This window comes from Achromobacter veterisilvae (assembly GCF_900496975.1).
GTDB lineage: Bacteria > Pseudomonadota > Gammaproteobacteria > Burkholderiales > Burkholderiaceae_B > Achromobacter > Achromobacter veterisilvae.
On the sequence record NZ_UFQC01000005.1, the window covers coordinates 111,583 to 132,773 of the forward strand.

At 67.7% G+C, this 21,191-nt stretch carries 22 protein-coding genes; 5 read left to right on the forward strand and 17 right to left on the reverse strand.

Annotated elements, in window-relative coordinates:
* Nucleotides 1–7 precede the first annotated feature (7 nt).
* The gene (locus tag AVE30378_RS06025; RefSeq protein ID WP_129239859.1) at nucleotides 8–337 is read left to right on the forward strand and encodes a hypothetical protein; all 330 of its coding nucleotides are present in this window, start codon (nucleotides 8–10) and stop codon (nucleotides 335–337) included.
* Nucleotides 338–466: 129 nt separating this feature from the next.
* Here the strand turns inward: AVE30378_RS06025 and acnB are convergent, their stop codons facing one another.
* The 3 genes from acnB to AVE30378_RS06040 form a co-directional block, all read right to left on the reverse strand.
* Entirely contained in the window at nucleotides 467–3,058 is a 2,592-nt protein-coding gene (acnB, locus tag AVE30378_RS06030) for a bifunctional aconitate hydratase 2/2-methylisocitrate dehydratase (protein WP_129239860.1), read from the reverse strand.
* A 175-nt stretch (nucleotides 3,059–3,233) separates the two neighbouring features.
* Nucleotides 3,234–4,130 (reverse strand): FxLYD domain-containing protein, encoded by an 897-nt coding sequence (locus AVE30378_RS06035; protein WP_129239861.1) that lies wholly within the window; start codon nucleotides 4,128–4,130, stop codon nucleotides 3,234–3,236.
* Nucleotides 4,120–5,004, reverse strand: a complete 885-nt coding sequence (locus AVE30378_RS06040; RefSeq protein WP_129239862.1) for an FxLYD domain-containing protein — start codon at nucleotides 5,002–5,004, stop codon at nucleotides 4,120–4,122. Before AVE30378_RS06040 ends, AVE30378_RS06035 begins: the two co-directional genes overlap by 11 nt.
* 227 nt (nucleotides 5,005–5,231) lie before the next feature.
* On the opposite strand from AVE30378_RS06040, the gene AVE30378_RS06045 reads away from it, so the two are divergent.
* The gene (locus AVE30378_RS06045; RefSeq protein WP_129239863.1) at nucleotides 5,232–5,996 is read left to right on the forward strand and encodes a TSUP family transporter; all 765 of its coding nucleotides are present in this window, start codon (nucleotides 5,232–5,234) and stop codon (nucleotides 5,994–5,996) included.
* A 19-nt stretch (nucleotides 5,997–6,015) separates the two neighbouring features.
* Here AVE30378_RS06045 and AVE30378_RS06050 read toward each other — a convergent pair whose 3' ends face one another.
* The 5 genes from AVE30378_RS06050 to AVE30378_RS06070 form a co-directional block, all read right to left on the reverse strand.
* On the reverse strand, nucleotides 6,016–6,456 hold the full coding sequence (locus tag AVE30378_RS06050) for a CBS domain-containing protein (protein ID WP_129239864.1): 441 nt from the start codon (nucleotides 6,454–6,456) through the stop codon (nucleotides 6,016–6,018).
* Between the two features lie 130 nt (nucleotides 6,457–6,586).
* Entirely contained in the window at nucleotides 6,587–7,492 is a 906-nt protein-coding gene (locus tag AVE30378_RS06055) for a LysR family transcriptional regulator (protein WP_129239990.1), read from the reverse strand.
* 78 nt (nucleotides 7,493–7,570) lie between these two features.
* Complete coding sequence (locus tag AVE30378_RS06060) at nucleotides 7,571–8,782, reverse strand: CaiB/BaiF CoA transferase family protein (RefSeq protein WP_129239865.1); 1,212 nt, start codon at nucleotides 8,780–8,782, stop codon at nucleotides 7,571–7,573.
* Nucleotides 8,779–9,783 carry an acyl-CoA dehydrogenase family protein gene (locus AVE30378_RS06065; RefSeq protein WP_129239866.1) on the reverse strand — a complete coding sequence of 335 codons (1,005 nt, stop codon included), beginning with the start codon at nucleotides 9,781–9,783 and terminating at the stop codon, nucleotides 8,779–8,781. Before AVE30378_RS06065 ends, AVE30378_RS06060 begins: the two co-directional genes overlap by 4 nt.
* 10 nt (nucleotides 9,784–9,793) lie before the next feature.
* The gene (locus tag AVE30378_RS06070) at nucleotides 9,794–10,942 is read right to left on the reverse strand and encodes an acyl-CoA dehydrogenase family protein (protein WP_129239867.1); all 1,149 of its coding nucleotides are present in this window, start codon (nucleotides 10,940–10,942) and stop codon (nucleotides 9,794–9,796) included.
* Between the two features lie 269 nt (nucleotides 10,943–11,211).
* Here AVE30378_RS06070 and AVE30378_RS06075 point away from each other — a divergent pair, with 269 nt between their 5' ends.
* Nucleotides 11,212–12,006, forward strand: coding sequence for a crotonase/enoyl-CoA hydratase family protein (locus tag AVE30378_RS06075; protein ID WP_129239868.1), 795 nt, complete (start codon nucleotides 11,212–11,214; stop codon nucleotides 12,004–12,006).
* Nucleotides 12,007–12,078: 72 nt separating this feature from the next.
* Here the strand turns inward: AVE30378_RS06075 and AVE30378_RS06080 are convergent, their stop codons facing one another.
* The 7 genes from AVE30378_RS06080 to AVE30378_RS06110 all read right to left on the reverse strand — a co-directional run bounded on the left by AVE30378_RS06080 (nucleotide 12,079) and on the right by AVE30378_RS06110 (nucleotide 17,097).
* Nucleotides 12,079–12,816, reverse strand: a complete 738-nt coding sequence (locus tag AVE30378_RS06080; protein ID WP_129239869.1) for a helix-turn-helix domain-containing protein — start codon at nucleotides 12,814–12,816, stop codon at nucleotides 12,079–12,081.
* 189 nt (nucleotides 12,817–13,005) lie between these two features.
* Entirely contained in the window at nucleotides 13,006–13,659 is a 654-nt protein-coding gene (locus AVE30378_RS06085) for a response regulator (protein WP_129239870.1), read from the reverse strand.
* Nucleotides 13,656–14,744 carry a PAS domain-containing sensor histidine kinase gene (locus tag AVE30378_RS06090; protein ID WP_129239871.1) on the reverse strand — a complete coding sequence of 363 codons (1,089 nt, stop codon included), beginning with the start codon at nucleotides 14,742–14,744 and terminating at the stop codon, nucleotides 13,656–13,658. Before AVE30378_RS06090 ends, AVE30378_RS06085 begins: the two co-directional genes overlap by 4 nt.
* Nucleotides 14,745–14,876: 132 nt before the next feature.
* On the reverse strand, nucleotides 14,877–15,398 hold the full coding sequence (locus AVE30378_RS06095) for a flavodoxin family protein (protein ID WP_129239872.1): 522 nt from the start codon (nucleotides 15,396–15,398) through the stop codon (nucleotides 14,877–14,879).
* Nucleotides 15,399–15,424: 26 nt separating this feature from the next.
* Nucleotides 15,425–15,880, reverse strand: coding sequence for a CBS domain-containing protein (locus tag AVE30378_RS06100; RefSeq protein WP_129239873.1), 456 nt, complete (start codon nucleotides 15,878–15,880; stop codon nucleotides 15,425–15,427).
* A gap of 62 nt (nucleotides 15,881–15,942) precedes the next feature.
* On the reverse strand, nucleotides 15,943–16,401 hold the full coding sequence (locus AVE30378_RS06105) for a universal stress protein (RefSeq protein WP_129239874.1): 459 nt from the start codon (nucleotides 16,399–16,401) through the stop codon (nucleotides 15,943–15,945).
* Nucleotides 16,402–16,419: 18 nt separating this feature from the next.
* Nucleotides 16,420–17,097, reverse strand: coding sequence for a universal stress protein (locus tag AVE30378_RS06110; RefSeq protein WP_129239875.1), 678 nt, complete (start codon nucleotides 17,095–17,097; stop codon nucleotides 16,420–16,422).
* On the opposite strand from AVE30378_RS06110, the gene AVE30378_RS06115 reads away from it, so the two are divergent.
* The gene (locus AVE30378_RS06115) at nucleotides 17,096–17,521 is read left to right on the forward strand and encodes an Hsp20/alpha crystallin family protein (protein WP_129239876.1); all 426 of its coding nucleotides are present in this window, start codon (nucleotides 17,096–17,098) and stop codon (nucleotides 17,519–17,521) included. The two genes, AVE30378_RS06110 and AVE30378_RS06115, sit on opposite strands and share 2 nt — an antisense overlap.
* A 61-nt stretch (nucleotides 17,522–17,582) precedes the next feature.
* Entirely contained in the window at nucleotides 17,583–18,419 is an 837-nt protein-coding gene (locus AVE30378_RS06120; RefSeq protein WP_129239877.1) for a universal stress protein, read from the forward strand.
* Nucleotides 18,420–18,456: 37 nt separating this feature from the next.
* Here AVE30378_RS06120 and AVE30378_RS06125 read toward each other — a convergent pair whose 3' ends face one another.
* Nucleotides 18,457–20,259: an adenosylcobalamin-dependent ribonucleoside-diphosphate reductase gene (locus AVE30378_RS06125; protein WP_425265776.1), complete on the reverse strand. Its 1,803-nt coding sequence runs from the start codon at nucleotides 20,257–20,259 to the stop codon at nucleotides 18,457–18,459.
* A gap of 4 nt (nucleotides 20,260–20,263) precedes the next feature.
* A complete protein-coding gene (locus tag AVE30378_RS06130; protein WP_208742358.1) occupies nucleotides 20,264–20,917 on the reverse strand; it encodes a BON domain-containing protein in 654 nt (217 codons plus the stop codon).
* Nucleotides 20,918–21,191 lie beyond the last annotated feature (274 nt).

A 21,191-nucleotide genomic window follows, 5' to 3' on the forward strand; every position in this document is an offset into this window, starting at 1 on the left:
GAAAGATATGCTGGAGATGGATAAGGATGAGATTGACGCGGCCGGCTACTTCAATCACGTCAACCTAGTGGTAGGCATGTTTGGCGTGTCGGCCTCCTTGACGGTCATGCAGTTTCGCGCGCCCGCGGTACCCGCTTTGGTGCTTGCCATATTGATGACGTGCGCGGCGATAGGTTACGCGGGCCCGTTCCGGAAGGACTATCACAAGCGCTATCGAGGACTGTGGAAAATTCCAGCTTTCATAGGCAAGATGTGGCTGTTTTTGATGAATATCGTCTTTCTGATGCTGGTCGGGGTTGGTTTCATTACTAAAGAGCAGTTGTCCGCATTTGTCTGACCAAAAAAAGCCCGGAGTATGAACTACCCCTCAAGGTTGGATTCATGTCCAACTCATGGGGCAGTTCAGTACTCCGGGGCTGTCGCGCAGGCCTGGGCCTGGCGGTAGCGGGCAGGGCCCGCCGGCCGCTTAGACTTCGATGACGTCGGCCACGTCCTTGTAGTCGGCGATCTTGTCGAAGTTCAGGTACTGGTAGATCTGGTCGCCGCTCTTGTTGATGACGCCCATGTCGGCCATGTACTCGTCCTTGGTCGGAATGCGGCCCAGCTTCGAGCAGATGGCGGCCAGTTCGGCCGAACCCAGGTACACGTTGGTGTTCTTGCCCAGGCGGTTCGGGAAGTTGCGGGTGCTGGTCGACATGACCGTCGCGCCTTCGCGGACTTGCGCCTGGTTGCCCATGCACAGCGAGCAGCCCGGCATTTCCGTGCGGGCGCCGGCCGTGCCGAACACGCCGTAGTGGCCTTCCTCGGTCAATTGCGTGGCGTCCATCTTGGTCGGCGGGGCGACCCACAGCTTGACCGGGATGTCGCGCTTGCCTTCCAGCAGCTTGGAGGCCGCGCGGAAGTGGCCGATGTTGGTCATGCAGCTACCGATGAACACTTCGTCGATCTTGGCGCCGGCGACTTCCGACAGCGTCTTCACGTCGTCCGGGTCGTTCGGGCAGGCCACGATGGGCTCGTGCACGTCGGCCAGGTCGATCTCGATGACGGCGGCGTATTCGGCGTCGGCGTCCGGCTCCAGCAGCTTGGGATCGGCCAGCCAGGCTTCCATGGCCTTGATGCGGCGGCCCAGCGTGCGTTCGTCTTCATAGCCGTTGGCGATCATCCACTTCAGCATCACGATGTTGCTGTTGATGTATTCGATGATCGGTTCCTTGTTCAGGAACACCGAGCAGCCGGCGGCCGAACGTTCGGCGGAGGCGTCCGACAGTTCGAAGGCTTGTTCGACCTTCAGGTCGGGCAGGCCTTCGATTTCGAGGATGCGGCCCGAGAAGATGTTCTTCTTGCCTTGCTTGGCGACCGTCAGCAGGCCTTGCTTGATGGCGTACAGCGGGATGGCGTTGACCAGGTCGCGCAGCGTGACGCCGGGTTGCAGCTTGCCCTTGAAGCGGACCAGCACCGATTCCGGCATGTCCAGGGGCATCACGCCCGTGGCGGCGGCGAAGGCCACCAGGCCCGAGCCGGCCGGGAACGAGATGCCGATGGGGAAGCGGGTGTGCGAGTCGCCGCCGGTGCCGACGGTGTCGGGCAGCAGCATGCGGTTCAGCCACGAGTGGATCACGCCGTCGCCCGGACGCAGCGAGACGCCGCCGCGGGTGCTGATGAATTCCGGCAGCGTGTGGTGCGTCTTCACGTCCACGGGCTTGGGATAGGCGGCGGTGTGGCAGAACGACTGCATCACCAGGTCGGCCGAGAAGCCCAGGCAGGCCAGGTCCTTCAGCTCGTCGCGGGTCATGGGGCCGGTGGTGTCCTGGCTGCCCACCGAGGTCATCTTCGGTTCGCAGTAGGTGCCCGGGCGGATGCCCTTGCCTTCCGGCAGGCCGCAGGCGCGGCCGACCATCTTCTGGGCCAGGGTGTAGCCCTTGCCCGTGTCGGCCGGATCCTTCGGCAGGCGGAACAGCGTCGACGGCGCCAGGCCCAGCGCTTCGCGCGCCTTGGCGGTCAGGCCGCGGCCGATGATCAGCGGAATGCGGCCGCCGGCGCGCACTTCGTCGAACAGCACGTCGGACTTCACTTCGAATTCGGCGATGACTTCGCCGTTCTTGATGGCGCGGCCTTCATAGGGGCGCAGTTCGACCACGTCGCCCATTTCCATCTTGGAAACGTCGAGTTCGATCGGCAGGGCGCCGGCGTCTTCCATGGTGTTGTAGAAGATCGGGGCGATCTTGTTGCCCAGGCACACGCCGCCAAAGCGCTTGTTCGGCACGAAGGGGATGTCTTCGCCCGTGAACCACAGCACCGAGTTGGTGGCCGACTTGCGCGACGAACCCGTGCCGACCACGTCGCCCACGTAGGCGACCAGGTGGCCCTTTTCCTTCAGCGATTCGATGAACTTGACCGGGCCGCGCTTGCCGTCTTCTTCCGGTTCGAACGCGGCGCCGTCGCGCTTGTTCTTCAGCATCGCCAGGGCGTGCATCGGGATGTCGGGGCGGGTCGTGGCGTCGGGCGCCGGCGACAGGTCGTCGGTGTTGGTTTCGCCAGGCACCTTGAAGACGGTGATGGTCAGGCTTTCCGGCAGTTCCGGACGGCTGGTGAACCATTCGGCGTCGGCCCAGCTTTGCAGCACGGACTTGGCGTTGGCGTTGCCCTTGTCCGCCTTTTCCTTCACGTCGTGGAAGGCGTCGAACATCAACAGGGTCTTTTTCAGCGCATCGGCGGCGATGGTGCCGATTTCAGCATCGTCCAGCAGTTCGACCAGCGGGCCAATGTTGTAGCCGCCGAGCATCGTGCCCAGCAGTTCCGTCGCCTTGGCACGGCTGATCAGCGCACAAGCTTCCTTGCCCAGCGCCACGGCGGCCAGGTACGAGGCCTTGACCTTGGCGGCATCGTCCACGCCGGCCGGCACGCGGTGGGTCAGCAGCTCGACCAGGTTCTGCTCTTCGCCAGCGGGCGGATTCTTCAGCAGTTCGATCAGTTCAGCGGTTTGTTTGGCCGTAAGGGGCAGCGGGGGGATCCCCAGGGCCGCGCGTTCGGCGACGTGTTGGCGGTAGTTATCCAGCATGTGAGGCCTGCTCAAAGTCGGGTTGGAAGAAGGGTTGTCGGCCCGAATTGTAGAGGGAAGAGGGGGACGCAAGCAAATGTCTTATATCTTATATAAGACTTGGCTCGATAGCTGTTGCGTAAGGGCGACGCCGGCCGGCCCGGCCCGCAGGGAGGCCGCCCGCCGCCCGGCGGCGCTAGCGCGCGTCCGCGTCGTACACTATTTCCACCCGGGCGAAATTGGCGCCGTGCTGCTTCACGTTTACCTGGAACGGCGCGCTCTCGCCCGGCTTGAGCCTGGGCAGGCGCAGCTCCTGGAAAGTGGCGCCCGACAATTGGTCCTGGGCGTCGTAGAGGCTCACCCAGGCCTTGACGCTCTCGACTTCGGCCGGACTGTCGTTGCGCACGCGTCCGTGGACGGTCACGTACTTGTAGCGGTAGCGGTAGGTGAAGTTCAGGGTGCCCGTGCCGACGCTGGCCTCGGTGTTTTCGACCGAGACGTCCAGTTTGGGCCGCGGGCCGGGCAGGGCGGCGCGCTTGGCGGGCAGCCAGTCCGTCTTGACTTCCGTGTAGCGCTCGACGCGCCCGGTCAGCGCCACCGGCACCCGTTCGCCGGGATACAGATGGGCCGGCAGGCTCCAGGCCTGCCTCAGGTCCAGCGCGCGCGAGCCGTCGAATACCGCGATCGCCGCCTTCGGCGACAGGGCCACGTACCGGTCGCTGGTATTGACCACTTCCGCGTACAGCACCGGGCGCTCGATTTCGTCTAGCAGCCGCCGCGGCGCCGACAGCGTGAGCGCGGCCGGGTCGAACAGGGCGAATTGCGGATCCAGCAGTTCTTCGGTGCTCAGGCGCACGTGGTCGATCACCCGCACGTCGGCGGGGCTGACGCGCACGATGCGGCTGGGCGGGGCGTCTTCCCGGGGCGGGGCGGCCGCGGCCGCCGGCGCGGGCCGGGCGGAGGAAGGCGCGCCGCCGGGCAGGAGGTTCGTGTGCTTCCACAGGGCATAGCCGCCGGCGGCAAGCAGGATCAGGCCCAGGCCGGCCATGGCCGGCCTGGACAGGCGCCTGGATTCGGAACGGTCAGCCTTCACTTTGCACCATGTAGTCGTAGGAGGCGACCGCGCCGTCGGCCAGCATTTCGCAGCGCGCGTCGAAGGCCGTCAGCGCGCCCGGCGCGAGCGGGCTGGCGGCGCCGTAGGCGTTGCCGATGCCGATCAGCCTTCCATCGCCGCCGTACAGCATTACCGTGACCTGGCTGCTGTTGGCCGCCTGGGCCCCGTTGTTCTTCAGCAGGCCGACCAGGCGGTAGCTGCCGTCGTTGCGCACCAGTTGCACCTTGCTGGCGGCCACGTCGTTGTTCCTGCCGCGGGCGGGGACCGGCGGGGACACCTGGAGGTCATAGCGCGTATAGGCCCGGTCCGGGACCGAGACCGTCATGGGCGCGTACTCGCCCGGTTGCAGCGAGCGCGCGGGCGCCGAACCGGACGTGGACGAAAGCGAAAGCTCGCCCTGGAAGAAGGACGCCGTGACGCGCGGCATTTCGATCTTCCGGCCGGTTTCGTTGCGCACGATCATGACGAGCTGGCGGCGGCCCCGGGCCTGGACTTCCCGGACGTCGGTCAGTTTGACCAGCGAGGCGTCGATGGGAGGGGGCGCGGGCGGCAGGCGCGGCACGCCGCGCGTATCCGAGCCCAGCAGCGAAATCGCCACCGACACCGCGATGGCGGCCGCGACGGTGACGGCGATCGCCGCCAGGGCGCCGGGCCCGGGTCGGGCGGGCCGCGCCGGCTGCTGCATGCCGCGCAGGATCTTCTCGAGCCGCTGGGCGACGTTGTCTTCGACCAGCGTCACCGCATGGCAATGGCCGCAGCGGTATTCGTTGGTGTCCAGCTTGGTGAACTGGGCGCTGCCGCAGGTGGAGCAGGTCAGAGTCACCGTGTTGATCGTGGTCTGTCGGGGCGTCATCGGCGCGGGGCGCAATGGGTGGCTGGGCGGCAAGGATAGCGGGCTCCCGCCAGGGGCGGGGTGCATGAGCGCATCTGTTTGTGACAAAACATGTGCGCGCCGATGCTATGATCGCCGGCGACAAGAAATGTAGATCCCAGCGCGCCGTTCCCCCGTCGATCCGCCCCCATGCCGCGTCCATGCGCGGCCCGGGCAGAGCCGAGGCAGGTCAGGCTCTTCCCTTAAGCATGAGTATTTCCCAATATTTGCTGTTCCTCGCCTGCGTGGCGCTCGCCACCTATGCGCAGACGATGACGGGTTTTGCGTTCGGCCTGGTGCTGCTGGGCCTGTCGGGCATATTCCAACTGGCGTCGGTGTCCGAGGTGGCCAATGTGGTCAGCGTGCTGTCCCTGGTGAACGCCGCCGTGACGCTGGCGCGGGCCAGGCCCCAGGTGAACTGGTCGGTGATGCGCCCCGCCATGTTCAGCAGCCTGCTGGGCGTGGGGGCGGGCGTCGCCGCCCTGGCGTGGATCAGCGGATCGATGGCCGTCCTGCTGCAACTGCTGCTGGGCGTCACCATCCTGGCCTGCGCCGTCCTGCTGGTGGCGCGCGCGCAACCGCTGGCGCGCGTGTCGTCGCGCAAGTCGTTCCTGTTCTTCGGCGCCGTCTCGGGCGTGCTGGGCGGCCTGTTTTCCAGCGCCGGCCCTCCCATGGTCTATCACCTGTACCGCCAGCCCCTGCCGCTGGCCGCCATCCGCAACAGCCTGCTGATCCTGTTTTCGCTCAATGCCATCGTGCGCCTGACCCTGGTGACCGGACAGGGCGAATTCATGGCTTCGTCGTTGTGGTTGAGCGTGCTGGCGCTGCCGATCGTGATCGGCGTGACCTGGCTGGCGCGCCGCTACGCCACGGCCGATTCGATGAAGACCGTCAAGCGCATGGTGTTCGTGCTGCTGCTGGCCGCCGGCCTGGGGTTGATCGTGCCGGCGTTCAGGACGCTCGCGGCGGGATAGCCGCGAGAGCCCGCCGGCGTCAGCCGCGTTCGCCGGTGATGTAGCGTTCGAGTTCGTGGATGATGAACTTCTGTTCGCTCATGACGTCCTTGACCAGGTCGCCTATGGACAGCAGCCCGATCAGCTTGCCGTCCTCGATGACGGGCAGATGGCGGAAGTGCCTTTCGGTCATCATCGCCATACAGTGCTCGCGGGTGTCGGCGCGGCTGACGTAGTAGACGGAATCGGTCATGATGTCCCGGACCTTCGTGGTCCGGGACGAGCGGTCCTGGAGGACGATCTTGCGGGCATAGTCGCGCTCGGTCAGCATGCCCAGCACCGCGTCCCCCTGCACGACGACCACGGCCCCGATGCCGCGTTCCGCCATGGTCTTGATGGCGTCGAAGACCGACGAGTCCGGCGAAACCGTCACGACGGAATCGTTGGCCTTTTCCCTGAGAAGTTCAGCAACTGTCTTCACGATGTGCTCCCGAATCGCTGGTGAAGTCGAACCCCGGTCCGGCGCCGAAGCGCGAGCCCTGGGGCAGCGCTGCGGCGTGGCCATGCTCCATCCTAAGCCTGCGGGCCATGTTGCCGCAAGCGGCCCGCGTTTATTTGGCGGCCTTGTCCCGGAACGCCAGGCTGGCCATTTCGCGCAGATTGCGCGTGGCGCTGCGTTCCGTGGCGGGGTTCCAGGCCAGTGAAATGCCGATCGAGGCGTCCGCGGGAAAGTCGGCCAGCCGCTTGTAGACCACGTTGGTGCCGGGATGGCGCCGGCCGCCGGCGGGGACCAGGGCGACGCCCAGGCCGCTTTCGACCAGGCTCAGCAGCGTCTGCACCTGCACCGCTTCCTGCGCGATGCGGGGCGTGAAGCCGCGCAGTTGGCAGGCATTGATCGCGGCCATGCGCAGGCCGGCGGCTTCGGCCGCGGTATACATGATGAAGGCTTCATCGGCCAGGTCGGTCAGCCGGATGCGGCTGCGGCGCGCCAGCGGGTGCGTCTTGGGCACGGCCAGCGCGAAGCTCTCGGTCGTGAGCGGCGCCAGCCGCACGTTCGATCCCATCGCCACCGGCACGCGCACGATGCCGACTTCCAGCGTGTCTTCCTCGAGTTCCTGCATGATGCGTATCGACGTGGCTTCGCGCAGCACCACGGTGACGCCCGGATAGCGCTGGCGGAAAGCCGGCAGGATGCGCGGCAGCACGCCGTGCGTCGCCGATCCGACGAAGCCGATGCGCACCGTGCCGCCTTCGCCGGCCGCGCCCGCGCGCGCGGCCTGCCGGAACTGCTCGGCATGGAACAAGGCGCGCCGCGCTTCGTCCAGCGCCGCCAGGCCGGCTTCGGTCAGCCTGACGCCCTGGCGTCCGCGGATGAACAGCGGCACGCCCACCATCTCTTCGAGCTTGCGTATCGACACGGACAGGGGCGGCTGCGACATGTGCAGCTTTTCCGCCGCGCGATGGAAGTTCAGCGTTTCGGCCAGGACGAGGAATTGCTGCAGGTGACGGAAATCCATGGTGGCGTTCTGAAGGAGGCGTGCCACGGATGATACTGTCTGCATATCGGTTCCCGCATCGGTGCTATCCCTTCACTATCAGGCGATCACGCCTTGCGCGCGCAGGGCGGCCAGCGCCGCCTCGTCCAGCGCCAGCGTGCGCGCCAGCACGGCGTCGGTGTGCTCGCCCAGGCGCGGCGGGGCGGTGGGCTCGCGGGGAGGCGTGCCGCGCAGGTGCAAGGGAGAGCGCAGCAGGCGCAGCGTGCCGTGGCGGGCGTCGGGCGTGTCGGCGATCATGCCGCGCGCCGCGATCTCGGGCGCGTCCAGCGCTTCGTCCACGCGGCGCACCGCGCCCGCGGGGATGCCCGCGGCGCGCACGCGGGCCAGCCAGTGCGCGGTGTCTTCGGCGGCGAACAGGGCTTCCAGCAGCGGGATGAGGCGGTCGCGGTTCAGCACCCGCGCCCGGCTGGTCGCGTAGTCCGGGTCCGCGCTCCATTCCGGATGCCCGAGCAGGCCGCAGAGGCGGGCGAACTGCGCATCGTTGCCCACGGCCAGGGCGAACGAGCCGTCGCGCGTCGCGAAGATCTGGTAGGGCACCACGGTGGGATGCGCGTTGCCCAGGCGCCTGGGCGCCTGGCCCGCCGCCAGGTAGCCCGAGCCGACGTTGGCCAGCACGGCGACCGCCCCGTCCAGCAGCGCCAGGTCGATGTGCTGGCCGCGGCCGTTGCGCGCGCGAGCCAGCAGCGCGGCCAGGATCGCCTGCACGCCGTTCATGCCGGTGACCAGGTCGGTGATCGCCACGCCCAGCTTCATCGGCGCGCCGTCGGGCTCGCCGGTGATCGACATCAGGCCGCTTTCGGCCTGGATCACGAAGTCGTAGCCCGGTTCGGCGGCGCGCGGCCCGCTGCGGCCGTAGCCGCTGATGGAGCAGTAGACCAGTCCGGGATTGGTGGCGGCCAGGTCTTCGTAGCCCAGCCCGAAGGCGTCGAGCGCGCCCAGCCGGTAGTTTTCGACCAGCACGTCGGCCTGCCGCGCCAGGTCGCGCACGATGCGCTGCCCTTCGGGGTGCTTCAGGTTGACGGCGATCGATTCCTTGCTGCGGTTGGCGCACAGAAAATAGGTGGACTCGCCGCCGACGTCGGGCGGGGACCAGCCGCGGGTGTCGTCGCCCTGTCCGGGCGCTTCGATCTTCCAGACTTCCGCGCCCAGGTCGGCCAGCGTCTGCGTGCACCAGGGCCCGGCCAGCACGCGGCTCAGGTCGAGCACGCGGATGCCGGCCAGCGGCAGTTCGTTGCGGGGTTCTGCGTTCATGCGGCCACCTTGCCGTAGAGTGCGCCGCGCAGGTACGACAGCGCGTCGCCGCCGCTGGCCACGGCGCCCGCGCCGATGCGTTCGTGCCAATGGGTCTCCGATCCGCCGGCCAGCCGCCATTCGCGCAACCGCCGGGTGTAGAGCTGCAAATCGTATTCTTCGGTGACGCCGATGGCGCCGTGCACCGCGTGCGCGATGTCGGCCACCAGCGGCGCGGCCTGGCTGGCGCGCGCCTTGCCGGTCGCGGCCAGCAGGAGGGCGGGCTGCCCGTCGCCGCCCTGGAACGCCAACTGCGCGGCCATGCGGGCGGCCCATACCTGTTCCGCCATCACGCTGACCTGCTGCTGCACGGCCTGGAAGCGGCCGATGGGCTTGCCGAACTGCGCGCGCTGGTTGGCGTAGTCCAGCGTCATGGCCAGCACCCGCTCCATGGCGCCCGCGATGAGGCCCGCGTAGGCGGCGGCGGCCAGCACGTCCAGGGGGGACCCGCCGTCGACGCGTTCGGCGTCGCCCAGCGCCCACGAGGCCTCCGCGGCCAGGTTGCCGTGCACGCCGTTGGGCTGGATGCTGGCGGCCTGGACGGGAAGCAGCCAGGCCTGTCCGCCGGCCTCGGCCAGGACGTAGTCCGCGGTGCGGACCCAGGGCACGTTGGCGCCGCGCAGGCGCCCGTCCTGGACCGAGAGGCCGTGCGGGGCCAGCGCGATGGAACCCGTCGCCTGCGGGCGTCGCGCGCGGCAGAGCCAGGCGCGCGCCAGCAGCGTGTGGGCGATGGGATAGGGGCACAGGTGGCGGCCCGCCGCCAGCACGATGGGAAGCGCCTCGGCCAGGTCCAGGCCCGCGCCGCCGTCTTCCTGCGGCACCAGGGCATCGCCGAAGCCGGCGTCTTCGCAGGCCTGCCAGGCCTCGGCGGGCCGATGTCCCTGTTCGGCGCGGCGGATGACATCCGGCGTGCAGGTTTGCGCAAACAGGCGTTCGGCGGCGTCGCCAAAAATGTTGTCCATGAAGTCGTCCTTATCGAAGGCCAAGGCCGCGCGCGATGATGCCGCGCAGGATTTCGCGGGTGCCGCCGCGCAGCGAGAAGGTGGGCGCCACCTGTTCCAGGTAGGCCAGCGTGCGCAGCAGCGGCGGGGGGAACGGCAGGTCGGGGCGGCGCGCCAGCGCATCGCCGATCAGGCGCGGGATGGCCTGCTCCAGTTCGGTGCCCAGGTCTTTCACGAGCGCGGCCTCGGTGGCGGGGCTGAGCCCCGCCGCCAGCTTGCCCGCGATCGACAGGGACATGGCGCGCAGCACGGCCATCTGCGACAGGATGCCGCCCAGGACGGCCTGGCTGGCCGTGTCCTCGGCCTGGCCGCGGCAATGCGCGAGCCAGCATTCCAGCAGCGCGATGCTCGAATACAGGCGCTCGGGCCCGCTGCGCTCGAACGCCAGCTCCGCATTCACCTGCGCCCAGCCGGCGCCTTCCGCGCCGATCAGCGCGTCTTCGGCGAGTTCCACGTTGTCGAAGAACACTTCCGAGAAATGCGCGTCGCCCGCCAGGTCTTCGATGGGGCGGACCGAGACGCCCGGCAGCGACAGGTCCACGATGAACTGCGACAGTCCCTGATGGCGGTCCTCGGCGGTGCCGGACGTGCGGACCAGCGCGATCATGTAGTGCGAGCGGTGCGCGTTGGTCGTCCAGATCTTGCTGCCGTTCAGGCGCCAGCCGCCGGCGGCCGGCACGGCCCGCGTGCGGATGCTGGCCAGGTCGGATCCCGATCCCGGCTCGCTCATGCCGATGCAGAAAAACGCCTCCGCCCGGCAGATGCGGGGCAGATAGAACGCCTGTTGCGCGGGAGTGCCATACTTCAGGATCAGCGGCGCGCTCTGGCGGTCGGCGATCCAGTGCGCCGAGACCGGCGCGCCCGCGCCCAGCAGTTCCTCGGACAGGACGAAGCGCGCGAAGTGGCCGCGCGCCGAGCCGCCGTGTTCGCGCGGCAGGGTCAGGCCCAGCCAGCCGCGTTCGGCAAGCTGGCGGCTGAAGCCCGCGTCGAAGCCCATCCACGACCGGGCCCGCTTGTCGGGTGCCAGGCCGTCCAGCGTTTGCGCCAGGAATTCCCGGACTTCTGCGCGCAAGGCTTCGTCTTCGGGCGGAATGGCGATGAGTTCCAGCGTATCTATCATGGGGCGCTCCGATGCGGACAGGGCGCCGCAGCATGGCGCCGTAGCCCACTATCCCCCGGCGGGCTGAAAGCCGTCCAATATTATTTTTTTGATTTTCGATATGAATTCAGTATCGAAACACCCGGCCCGCCGATACGCTTCCGGTATCGGAATCGCAAAAACTAATATTGGACGGCAGGCCCCCGCGTGCCTACGCTGGTGTTGGTTCCGCGCCTGGCGCGCCGGCATTCGAAACAATAGACCGAAGTCTTTCAGCAAAGGAGGGGTCCATGGCGGATCTCGTGCAGTACGAAAAGAACGCGGACGGCGTGGTCACCTTGACCCTGGACGATCCGAAAACCCGCAATGCCCTGACCGGCAGCACGATGGTCGACGAACTGCTCGCGGCGTTCGCCCGCATCGAACGCGACCCCGAGGCGCGCGTGCTGGTCATCGCCGCGGCCGGCAAGGTGTTTTCGTCGGGCGGCAACGTGAACGACATGCAGCGGCAGATCGGCCCCGAGGTGGGCGGCACCGCGCTGCGCCAGGAATACCGCCACGGCATACAGCGCCTGCCGCTGGCGCTGCATGCGCTGGAAGTGCCCACCATCGCCGCGGTCAACGGTCCCGCCGTCGGCGCGGGCTGCGACCTGGCCTGCATGTGCGACATCCGCATCGCCGCCGAAGAGGCGTCCTTCGCCGAGAGCTTCGTGAAGCTGGGCATCGTGCCGGGCGACGGCGGCGCCTGGTTCCTGCCGCGGCTGATCGGCATGGCGCGGGCGGCCGAGATGTCGTTCACGGGCGATGCCATCGACGCGCGCACGGCGGTGGAATGGGGCCTGGTGTCGCGCGTGGTGCCGGCGGCCGAATTGCTGCCCGCGGCGCACGCGCTGGCCGGCCGCATCGCCGCGAATTCCCCCGACGCGGTGCGCCTTACCAAGCGCCTGCTGCGCGAAAGCCAGCATGCGCGCCTGGACACGCTGCTGGAATTGTCGGCGGCCTACCAGTCGCTGGCGCACAAGACGCCGGCGCATGCGGAGGCCGTGCGGGATTTCGTCGCGCGCCGCGCCGCGCGCAAGGCCTGACCGCCGGCGGGCTCGCGCCCGGCCGCCGCCGGGCGCATGTATCGCGAACGCCGCCGCGGAAGAGGCGGCGCATCACCCGCGGCTCATTTTCCGCAGCGCGTCGATGTTGCGGATCTCCAGCCGCCTTCTGCGCACGTTGACCAACTTGGCCACTTGCAGGCGCGCAAATACGCGGCACACGGTTTCGACCTTCATTCCGAGATGGTTGGCGATGTCTTCGCGCGTCATTTTCAGGACGAACTCGCGGGGCGAGTATCCGTTGGCCGCCATTTGCTCCGATATTCCCATCAGGAAGTCCGCCATCCGTTCCTCGGCCGTCATGCAGCCCAGGGCCAGCAGCAGGTGGCGGCATTCGTTGATGTCGCGGGCGATCAGCCGGTTGAAGAGCTGGGCCGCCGTGAAATCCTGGCGGCAGTTGCCCATCAGCTCGGAAAACGGCAGGACGCACACGAGCGAGTCTTCCAGGGCGATGGCGTCGCTGGTGTGCGTGCCGGTTTCGATGGCGTCCAGCCCGAGCAGGGCGCCCGCGACGGGGAATGCCGTGATCTGTTCCAGGCCCGATGGATTGGTGCTGCGGACCTTCACGGACCCGGAGCGCAGCCGGTACAGGTTCTGCAAGGCATCGCCCGCCCGGTAAATGGCTTCTCCCTGGCGGATCGGCCGCCGCGCGCGGAAGGCCGGGGCCGCCGGCAAGGCGTCTTCGTCCCGGATCGCGCGGCAGACGCGCGCCAGGGGACATGCGGCGCAGTCGCCTGGCGCCGCCGCGGGCGGCGGCGATGCGTGGTGGGGGGATGCGAAGAGGATTTCCATGGCCGCGCCTCGCGATGTCGGACAGTCCCGGGACCGGCGCCGGACAGGCATTGCCCGCGATACGCCGGTTCCTGGAAGCAGTATGCGTGGCCGGCAAGCGCCGCGCTATCAGCGCAACCCGCCGGATTTTCGCTGTAATCGCCTACGGCTGTAGGAAATTTCCTACGCTGCGCGGCCGGCGCCGGTGGCTCAGAGGTCGGGGGCATCCTGTTCATCGACCAGGCGGTGCCTGATCGCGTAGCGGACCAGGTCCGCCTGATTGCGCAAGTGCATCTTGACGAGGATGCGGCTTTTGTAGGTGCTGATGGTCTTGACGCTCAGGAACAGGAGCCTGGCGATGTCCGAATTGTTCAGGCCGGAAGCCAGATGCCGGAATACCGACAGCTCTCGGTCCGACAGCAACAGATGGGGCAGGGAATCGGCATCGCCGTGCCGTTCAAAGGCGATGTTCTCCGCCAGGGACCGGCTCAGATAGCGGCCGCCGCCAGCGACCTTCCGGACCGCCTCCACCAGCTCTTCGGCGGCGCTGTCCTTGGTCAGATAGCCGGCCGCGCCCGCCTTGATCGCGCGCACTGCGTATTGCTGTTCGCCATGCATGGTAAGGACCAGGATCGGCAGTTTCGGATGTTCATTCCTGATCTGGCGGATCAGGTCCACGCCATCCCGGCCCGGCATGGACATGTCCAGCACCAGCAGGTCCCAAGGCCGCCGGGCCAGCAGTTCCAATGCCTCGGCGCCGTTGCCGGCCTCGCCCTCGACCGAAATGTCGCCGGCATGCTCCAGCAGGCGCCGCAGCCCCGCGCGCAGCAAGGTATGGTCGTCCGCCAGCATGACGGCAATCACGGTGCGCCCCAGGGCGATTCGGGGGGCTGGGCCGGCATGCGGACCTGCAGACGGAAGCCGCCCTTCTTCCGCGTGTGGATGGTGACCTCCCCGTTGAGCAGCCGGACACGCTCGCGTATGCCTTGCAGTCCCAGCGACAAAGGCAGTTTCTTCGCCAGGCTTTCGGGCGCCGCGCCCACGCCGTTGTCCTGGACGGTCAGTTCGCACTGCGACTCCGTGCAGTGCAGCCGTAGCGAAACCTTGCTCGCCTGGGCATGCTTGGCGATATTGGTGAGCGCCTCCTGGACGATCCGGAACAAGGTGGTGGCGACGGGTTTGGAGGGTTCCGCGTTGCCGATCGATATCTCGGCCTCGGTGTCGATGCCGTACCGCGATACGAAATCCGCCACCAGCCATTCGCCGGCCGCGGCCAGGCCCAGATCGTCCAGCATGACCGGCCTCAGATCGGAGGCGATGCGCCGCAGCGAGGCGAAGGTCTTTTTTATCAGGCGCCGCATGGCGCGCACGCGTGCGCGCGCTTCGGCGTCGCCCGGCGGGCAGCCGGCTTCCAGTTGGGAAAGCTCCATGGTCAACGCCGTCAAGGTCTGGCCCAGGTCGTCGTGCAGCTCGCGGGCAATATGCTTCTTTTCCTGTTCGCGCACGTGCAGCAATGCATTGGAGAGCCGGGTGAGTTCGTCGCGGGAGGCCCGCAAGGCCTGGTCGACCCGCTGCCGTTCGGTGATGTCCCGCAGGAATACGGAGAGGAATACGCCGGCCTCGGACCGCGTCTGGGAAATGGAGGCCTCCATGGGAAATTCCTCGCCGTTCGATCGCAGGCCCCACAGCGGGCCGCCCAGGCCCATCTGCCGGTCGGACATGCCGGTATCCTTGAAGCGGCTGACGTGCCTGGCATGGGCGGCGCGGAAGCGCGCCGGGATGAGGATGTCCAGGCTCGCGCCGATGGCCTGGTCGGCGCCGCACAGGAAGACGCGTTCGGCCGCCGGATTGAACATCACGATGCGCTGGCGCTCGTCTATCGTGATGATCGGTTCGGTGGCGGACTGGATGATGTCGAGCAGGGGCGGCGCGCTGAGCGGATGCTTCATTGCGGGAACGTGCGATGTGCCGATGTCGCCTGGTTCGGATGACGACTCATTGCAGCACACATTCCCGCGCCAGGCTACCGGGGCGCGGCGCGGTAATCCAAAAGGGCTAGGGCCCGGCGCCGGGGCGCGGGCTCAGTCGATGGCGGGCAGCACGGGGTCGTCCCAGCCCGCGCGCCCCGCGGCCGCCAGCGTCTGTTCCTTGAAGCGGCAAAGGGATGCATCGCATTCCTCGGCCAGCACGTCGTACTGCTTCAGGAGCAGGATGGAGCGGGGTTTCGAGCCCGCGAGGGTCGCGATGTCGTCGATGGCGCGAAAGCCCCCATAGCCCGACATGACGCAGATCGCCGAGTAGGCCTTGATCAGCCGGCCCTGGGTCTTGAGGAAAGCCCGCATGGGAGCCGCCAGCGACCGCAGCCACACCGGCGCGATCAGGACGACATGGTCCAGCTCGTCCAGCGCCGGGCCGTCGTAGCGGAAGTCGGGGCTGCGCTTGAGCAGGCTGTCGACGACGCAGCGCGCGTCGCCGCCCAGCCCGAATCTGGGCACCGCGTCCCTGACTTCATGGACGGGCCATCCGCTCAGGGAGGCCAGGCGTTCGGCGGCCACCCGGGCGGTGCCGGTGCGGGAATAGAAAACGATTCCGATACGGTCCATGGCGGCTTCCTATCGTGTACGCGCGCTCACGCTTCCTGGGCCAGCAGCGCCCGCAGGATATCGCGCCGGCTGACCACGCCGACCAGCTTGCCGTCGCGGGTGACGGCGACGCGCTTGATGCCCCGCTTGAGGAGCAGATCGGCGATCTGCGACAAATCCGCGGTTTCCGCCACCGTGATGACCGGGCTGCTCATGACGGTGGCGGCGGTCTGCTCGCCCAATTGCAGATTGTGCAGGAATTCCAGGTTCAGCGCCTCTCCTTCGGCCAGTTGCGCAAGCCAATGGTCTATTTTCTTCAGGTGCGAGCTATCCTGCCGCCGCACCAGGTCGCCTTCGCTGACCAGGCCGATAAGCTGGCCGTCATCGCCCAGCACCATCACGGCGCTGATGCTCCTGTCCAGCATGGCGCGCATGATCTGGGAAACAGGCGTTCTCGCGTTGACGCAGCAGGGGGCCGGGGTCATGAGGTCGCGCGCGCGCATGGTTGCTCTCCGGGGCGCCAGGGGCGCAGTGTTGATGATTCGTCGCTTCCGGACCGATCCGGTCAAGGCGTCCCGTCGGGGGCGCGCACCAGCAGTACGGGGACATGGGCGCCTCGCAGGATTCCCTCGGCGCTGCTGCCGAGCACCATGCGGCGCACGCCGCGGCGGCCGTGCGTGCCGATGACGATCAGGTCGGCCTTCCAGGTTTCGGCCTCGGCGATCACGCGCTGCTGCACGGTCTTGTCCAGGTTTTCATAGAGCACGGTATCCGCGGCGATACCTTGCGCCCGCACCGTGGCCAGCGCCTTTTCCAGGATCTCGGCGCCATTCTTGCGCAGGAGGTCCAGCAGTTCGCCCGCTTGATAGCTATAGGCGTCCACCGAGAAGGCGAACGAGAGTTCGTCGATGACATGGATCAGCCTCAGCCTGGCGTGGGTCAACTGCGCCAGCCGTATCGCTTCCGTCAGGCCGAGGTCCGAGGTGTCGCTTCCATCGACGGGTACGAGAATGCGTTGGTACATGAGGAGTTCTCCTGAGGCCTAGTTGATCAGGATGACGGGGATATGGATGGTGTGCAGCACCTTCAGCGTGACCGATCCCAGCAGCAGGCTTCCCGTCGCGCCCAGCCCCCGGGATCCCATCACGACGTGGTCGCATTGCTGCTCCGTCGCGTAAGCCTTGATCGATTCGGCGATATTGCCGACGCGCAGCGCCGCCTGATAGACGATTCCCGATTTGTCCAGAACCGCTTTTGCATCGGACAGGGCAGTTTTCGCCTCGTCTTCGTAGTACTCCTGGATGGTCGTCTGATCGACGAAGGCCAGTACCGTTCCGGAAACGATGGGAAGCTGCACATTGAGCAGGTGGATGGCGCAAGGGCCGTTTTCTCTGATGTGATCGACCATGTAGCGCACGGCGCGCAGCGAATTGGCCGATCCGTCGACGGGGACAAGTACGTTTTTCACAGCGCCTCCGAGAATGGGACGCCCTGGTTTGCATGGAACGCGCGCAGGGCATGTCTCCATCATGGCGCCGCGGCCGGCGCCCGAGTTGACGCCGGTCAATTTCGCGCCGGTTTTCTTCGGATGGCGGAAAGCGGCCGGATTTTCGTCCCCGTTTTGCGCTTGACAAAGGTCAACATGGGCGGCGCGCGGCGGAGCAATATGGGATCGAAGGCGGGCCGGTGCCCGCCGCTCATCCGACAAGGAGATAGCCATGCCGCGCTTGACTCAATACAGCCCCTTTTCCGCCGAACCCTTCGCGGACGTGTTCCAGGCCTTTCTTCGGCCGATCCGGCAGAACGTAGACGACCAGGCGCCCCGGATGGACATCGATGTCACCGAGGAAGGGGACAAGTACGTGCTGAAGGCCGAGGTTCCCGGCATCGACAAGAAAGACATCACGGTGGAAATCGACGGGAACACCGTCATGATCTCGGCCAACAAGGAAAAAAGCAGCGAAGTAAAAGAGGCGGGCAACACGGTCCGCCAGGAAAGGTTCTGGGGGCGAATCCAGCGTTCGGTGTCGCTGGCCAGCCCGATAGACCAGGCCGCCGCCAAGGCGGCTTGCGAGAACGGCGTGCTCGTCCTGACGCTGCCCAAGGCCGCCGGCAACCGGAACAAGACATTGCAGATCGAATGAGGGCCCCGGCGGCGCCGCAACCCATCGCTCCTGAAACTTTTCATTTCCCGCGGAGGCAGCCATGTTTCGCCGCATTGCCGTTCACCTGGATCACGGAACCGATACCTTGCGCCGGATCGAGTTTTCCCTGCTGCTGGCCAAGGCGCACGACGCCCACCTCACGGGCATATTCGCCAGCTACATCGCGCCCGGCTACTTCTACGACGAAGCGGGACTGTGGGTGCGGTCCATGGATATGGCCAGGCAGATCAATGAAAAAGGCCGCAGCGCCGCCCAGACGGCTTTCAGCGAGGCGGCAAGAGAGGCCGGCGTGTCCGCATCGTGGCGGCAAGGGGAGGGCACGCCGGCCGAATGCGTGGCGAAGCACGCGCGCTGTTCCGACGTGCTCATCGTCAGCCAGGAGAACACCGACGATATCGACGCCGCGATAGGGAACGATTTCGTGGAGCAGGTGCTGATGTCCGCCGGCCGTCCGGTCATCGTCCTGCCGGCCGCCGGCACGTTCAAGGGCGTCGGCGCGCGAGTGCTGTACTGCTGGGACCGCGGGCGCGAAGCCGCCCGCGCCCTTGCCGATGCCGCGCCGTTGTTGCGCAATGCCAATGCGCTCACGGTCCTGACGCTGGACGAAGGCGGAGACGAAGCGTCCGGCCTGGAGGTGCCGTTCGAAGACCTGGCGGCGTACTGCGCCTGCCACGGATTTCCCCTGCCCAGGCACGAATTCCGCAGCACGCGGGACACGGACGTGGGCGACGCGATCCTGAGCGCGGCGGCGGACGCCGGCGCCGATCTCATCGTCATGGGCGCGTACGGGCACAGCCGCATGCGCCAATGGGTCATGGGCGGCGCGACGCGTTCGCTGCTGGAGGCCATGACGGTGCCGGTGCTGTTTTCCCATTGACGGTCCGGGCGCCGGGGGCTTTCGTGCCCTCGGCGCGCTATCCGCAGATCCGGCAGTCCTGGGCGGGCGGTCCATCGAGCGGGCGGAGTTCCGGCGCGGAGGACATGACGGCGTCCAGCTCCGGGTCGGGGCGGAAAATCGTCAGTCCTTTCAGGCCCGTCCGCCATCCCTGCATGAACAGGGCCTGCACGTCCTCGACGCGCCAGCGGGTGGGGACGGGAACCGTCTTCGAGATCGAGGCATCGACATAGGGTTGCAGCGCCGCGAGCATGGCGACATGATCCGCCGGCGCGATGGCCGCTGCTTCGAGGAAGTAGCCGGGCAGGGCCGACGCCCCGGGGTGCAGGCGTTTCCAGAGCCGCCATGCATGGTTTTCCGCCGTCATTTCCGTGGGCGGTTCGCCCCGGAACCGCAGCCGCCGGCGATACGTCCAGCCGTAGGCGGGCTCGATGCCGTTGGAGCAGTTGTCCGCGAAAGCCAGGCTGACGCTGCCGGTCGGCGCGTAGGAAACGAGGTGGCTGTTTCGCAAGCCGTGCGCCGCGATCGCCTTGCGCACCTCGCCGGGAAGCGAATCGCAGGCTCCGCCCGGCGCCAGATAATCGTCGGGTCGGTAGAGCGGAAACGGCCCGCGCTCCGCCGCCAAGGCCGCGGAGGCCGCATAGGCGTTATCCCGGATGCAGCGGGCGGCCGCCTGGGCGGCGGTCCGCCCGGCTTCGCTGTCATAGCGCAACTGCATCATCGCGAGCATGTCCGCCAGGCCCGTGACCCCCACTCCGATCCTGCGTTTGGCGCGAGCCTCTTTCGCCTGGGCGGGGAGGGGCCAGCGCGTCAGGTCGATGACGTTGTCCAGCATGCGCACCTGCGTCCGCACCAGGTCCGCGAGCCGGGTCAGGTCCATTTCCGGCGCGCCGGCGTGGCCGAACGGATGCTTCACCAGGCGGCCGAGGTCGATGGGGCCCAGGACGCAGCAGCCGTATTCGGGTAGAGGCTGTTCGCCGCAAGGATTGGTCGCGCGTATCGTCTCCAGCGCGCGCAGGCGGTTCGTCCGGTTGATGGTGTCCAGGTAGAGCAGGCCGGGTTCCGCGCTGTGCAGGGCCTGGCGGCAGATCTCGTCCCAGATCGCCCGGGCGGAATCCACCCGATAGCGCCACAGCCCGCCTTCCGAGCGGGCCGCCCCTGCCGCGATCGCCGCCGGGCTCGGCGCGGCGGGGTGCAGCAGCGGCCACGGGGCGTCGCGCTCGACCGCCACGAGAAACGCATCCGTGACCGCGACGGAAACATTGAACGTGCCCCAGCGCTTGCGGCCGTGCTTGGCGCGCACGAATTCGACGATGTCCGGGTGGTCGCAGGACAGCACCGCCATCTGCGCGCCGCGCCGGCTGCCCTGCCAGGGAAGCTGGGTGCAGGCCTGGTCATAGCGGTCGATCGCCTGGCAGACGGGCGGCGCGGCGCGGTGGGCTTCGGCGTCCGCCGCGGCCGGCGGCAGCGGGGAAAAGTCATATCCGACGCCACCGCCCATGGCCAGCGTCGCGCAGGCCTGCGCCAGCCCCTCGTCGAAGGACAGAGCGGAATGCGCGCCGCCGACCGGCTGGACGAAACAGTTGACCATGGTCGCGCGGGCGTCCGTTCCGGCGTTGGCCATGATGCGGCCGGCGCCGATGGCGCCGCATTCCATGTTGCGCAGGAACAGGCGGGCGATTTCCGCCCGCTTCCCGGCAGGCTCGGCCTGCGCCAGGGCGCGCGCGACGCGCGCATAGACGTGCGCCGCCAGAGACTCGCCGGACGCCGCGTAGCGGTCGGCCAGCACCTGGGAGCAGATGGGCTGCGCGGTCAGTCGCATGAAATCAATCGATCTCCAGCCTGTCGTCCACGCCGAGCACGCTCGGCGCGCTCCATGCCGCGCGCTCGGCCGCATAGCGCTCCGGCAGGCTGCGCACCTTTCCGGTCAAGGTTACGTGCCTGCCATGGACCGAAACCTGGATTTCCTCGGCTTCCAGCTCGGCGCTGCGCCTGAGCGCGGTCTGTATTCTTTCCTTGATGTCGCTCACCTGCGCGACGGGGTTCAGGGCGATGAGGTTGGAGACCCCTTTGACGCCCCCAAGCTGGCGCACGGCGCTTTCGGCCGCCGCGCGCTGGTAGTTCCAGTCGACTTCCCCGGTCAGCGTCACCCATCCTTGCTGCACTTTGACCTGCACCGCGTCGGCCGGCACCGACACGTTCCAGCCTATCACGCTGACCGCGCGGGTCGCTATCCGGTCGTCCGCGGTCTGCTCTTCGTACTCGCTGCGGACCTGGATTTCCTGGGCGATTCCCCTCACGCCCCTGACTCCCTGCACGATGCGCTCCGCATCGTACTTTTCGGCGTAGGTCTTTACGTGGCCGGTCAAGGTCACCACGCCGTTGGCGACGGCGACCCCGATACCCGCGGCGTCGACGCGCGGATCGTATTCCAGGGCGTCCAGGGCGCGGCGGCGAAGTTTTTCATCTTCCACTTCCATGACGATTCTCCAATGGCAAGGACTTCCCGGGCCTGCGCGAGCCGTCTTCCGGCGCCCCGGCCCGGGCGGCGGCCGGACTCGCCTCCAGGCTTCGAGTTTCCGCGCATGGGCCGGACGGGGGTTGACAAATATCAGCAAGAAATGGGGCGGCATGGAGCGCCGCGCGGCGCCGTCGCCGCCATTTGGACGCCGGCGCTTGCCCTGACGGACGAAGTGTCGGTCTAATGGGGATGATGCAGAGGCCCGTGGGCGGAAGTCGACACTTGCTAAAAAA